Below are 3,033 nucleotides of genomic sequence, written 5' to 3'. Positions count from 1 at the left end.
GTGTTGGTAAAGTCCTAGAGGAAATAAGACTTGACCTACTGAAAGGTGGTTATAATCCACCGCCTGTTAGGTATACAGAAATTCCAAAGGGAAAAGATTCGACAAGGCCACTCGGCATACCAACGGTCAAAGATAGAATCGTACAAACAGCCATGAAACTAGTTGTGGAACCAATATTTGAAGCGGATTTTAAAGGAAGCTCATTTGGTTTCAGACCCAAACGGAATCAACATCAGGCATTAGAAGTGATAAGAAAAGCGTGTAATAACAGGGGTAATTATGTTTTAGACGCGGACATCAAAGGTTATTTCAATAACATTAATCACGATAAATTGATGCTACTTGTCGAGAAGAGAATTAACGATAGAAGAGTGTTGAAACTCATAAAGAAATGGCTAGAGGCTGGCGTGATGATTGCGGGAAAAAAGATGGCCACTACAGTGGGTAGTCCTCAAGGGTCGGCGATCTCGCCGCTATTATCTAACATCTACTTAGACTACTTAGATACAGTATGGGAAAGACATTATAGTCACTTAGGCAAGCTCGTCCGCTTTGCAGATGATTTTGTGATTATCTGCAAGAACAAGAAGGACGTAGAACATAGCTATGCAGTCATCAGAGAAGTCATGAGACGCTTAGATTTAGAACTGAGTGTTGAAAAGACAAAGGTTGTAAACCTTTGGGGCGGTAAGGAAGGTTTTATTTTCCTAGGTTATCATCATAGAAAGACCAAGCAAAAGACTGTATCCGGAAGAGAATACTATGCTGTTGAAAGATGGATATGTAAAAAGAAGTACAAACAGATAAAAGAAGTGATTAGAGCGATTACTAGTAAATCTACAACCTATAAAGAACCCAAAGCGATGATTAGTATACTAAACCCAAAGATAAGTGGCTGGCGTAATTATTACAAACTATCACCAACTAGGATGCTTAGAAAGCTGGACAGTTTTATAAGACATCGACTTGTTATTTGGTACAATATGAAGCATAGAAAGAGGAAGACCTACAAGTACTATACTGTAAGTCAACTTCTATACAGATTGGGCTTGAAAAGAATGGTTGTGTATTAGCCGTAAAGCGGATGGAAGAAGAATCTCGGAAAGCCGTATGAGGGAAAACTTCATGTACGGTTTGATGAGGGGGAGCAGGTGGAGATTGAATCAAAACCTGTTTTCTACTCTACGTTTTCATTCGCTATAATCGTTGAAAGTACAGATATGACTTTGCTTATGCTGTTTAAGAATGAAGAAAGTGCCAATGGCACATTTCTTGTTGTCTAGGAAATTTCATTTCCTAGACAATAAGAAATAGGGTTGAAGCTATTGGAAAAACTTGATAAAATAATAATGTAAAAGATTTCCATAGGAGGTTTGGCATATGATTAAAGAGATATTTTCTAATCATTGGGATGCTTTTTATGAAGTTTATAAGGATAAAATACGACCAGATGTAGTAAAAGACGTAACGCGTATGATTAATTGTGGTGATATCAGTAAAGGACATACTGTTTATAGTTGCAGCAAATGTGGAGTAGAAAAAAAGCTAGGCTTTACGTGTAAAAGCAGATTTTGTAGCTCGTGTGGTAAAATTTACGTCGATGAGCGCGCTGAAAAAATGTCTAATACGTTGATAAAGGTTAAACATAGACATATGGTATTTACAGTTCCTCAGGAATTAAGAATATATTTTAGACAGGATAGAAAACGTTTAAGTCTGCTTCCTCAAATAGCTTATGATGTATTAAAAAGATACTTTAATCAAATAAATAAAAAGGAAAATTATACACCTGGTGTTGTATCTGTAATACATACTTTTGGTCGCGATTTAAAATGGAATCCTCACGTCCACTTATTGGTTACAGAGGGGGCAATGGGAGAAATAACAGAGTGGAAAAATTGTCACTACTTTCATTATGAAAGACTGCGAAAAAGCTGGCAAACAGGTTTGTTAAAAGCCTTAGAAAAGACCATAAAAAAGGGAAAGCGTGCCTTTAAAAATATAAAAAATAAATTGTATGCTGCATATAAAGATGGTTTTTATGTATATGGAGACCGGCAGATATCTGATAGCAGATCGGCCATGAAATATGTAGGTAGATATACAGGTCGTCCTGCAATTGCAAATTCAAGAATAATAGACTATGATGGTAAAACTGTTACTTACTTTTATGATGATCATAAAAGTGGTGAAAGAAGAGAAATTAAAGTAAGTGTATTTGAATTTATAAAACGTGTTATCATTCATATCGCAAATAGTGGATTTAAAATGATTCGTTACTATGGCATATATGCAGGTAAAAGAAAGCATAAATGTAAAGTAATAAAAATGGTGAATGATAAAATAAAAGAGATTCAAAAGAAATACAAATCATGGCGTAAAAGGATACAACTATCATTTGGCCATGATCCATTAAAGTGTCCAAATTGTAAAACAGAAATGACAATAAGTGATGTGGTATATCCAGGCATAGGAAGCGTTTTAAAATTGATACATGATAGAGCTTATGAAAAAGTAAAAAAAGAAATAGAAGAACTTAAGGAAAGTCACGACATAATAAAAGGAAAGTTGGGCTTTGAACCATTGTACAAATGAGGAGAAGGTATGAGTAAAAAGGTAAAAGACAAGAGACGGGCAAAATTAAAAGCAGCGAGAAAAATGAGCAAGTTAAAGGAAAATAAATCGGTATTGTTCAGATGCCTAGGCTGCGGAGCAGAAGAAATGATACCAATAGAAGTGGTAGAAGAATTAGATTTTTTTGATGGTGGTGACCTAAGTGTTCCGCCCAGGTTTAGTTGTGAAAATTGCCCTGAACAAATGGAACCAGTTTTATATAAATCCGTGCATGGTGTTACATACAAATGGAAGGATTAATGCTTGCATAGGAAAGAAGCGGTCAACGACCGCATTTGTTCTTGTCCAAGAGTTTTCATTGGTTTAAATCGATGAAAGTACTTGTTTGACTTTTCAAAGGCTGTGTATGAATGAAGAAAGTGACCAAGGCACATTTCTTCTTGTCAAACTTATAATCTC

3 protein-coding genes are annotated in these 3,033 nt (G+C 35.5%); all 3 read left to right on the top strand.

Annotation, left to right across the window (positions count from 1 at the left end; translation table 11 throughout):
* A partial coding sequence (gene ltrA, locus R3333_RS13765; RefSeq protein ID WP_318959349.1) for a group II intron reverse transcriptase/maturase occupies positions 1-1,073 on the top strand: 1,073 nt, incomplete at its 5' end.
* A 307-nt stretch (positions 1,074-1,380) separates the two neighbouring features.
* Complete coding sequence (locus R3333_RS13760) at positions 1,381-2,595, top strand: transposase (RefSeq protein ID WP_318959348.1); 1,215 nt, start codon at positions 1,381-1,383, stop codon at positions 2,593-2,595.
* Between the two features lie 9 nt (positions 2,596-2,604).
* The gene (locus tag R3333_RS13755; RefSeq protein WP_318959347.1) at positions 2,605-2,874 is read left to right on the top strand and encodes a hypothetical protein; all 270 of its coding nucleotides are present in this window, start codon (positions 2,605-2,607) and stop codon (positions 2,872-2,874) included.
* Positions 2,875-3,033: the final 159 nt, after the last annotated feature.

The organism is Lishizhenia sp. (assembly GCF_033720595.1).
GTDB lineage: Bacteria > Bacteroidota > Bacteroidia > Flavobacteriales_D > Crocinitomicaceae > Lishizhenia.
This window is presented reverse-complemented; position numbering and strand designations above follow the sequence as displayed.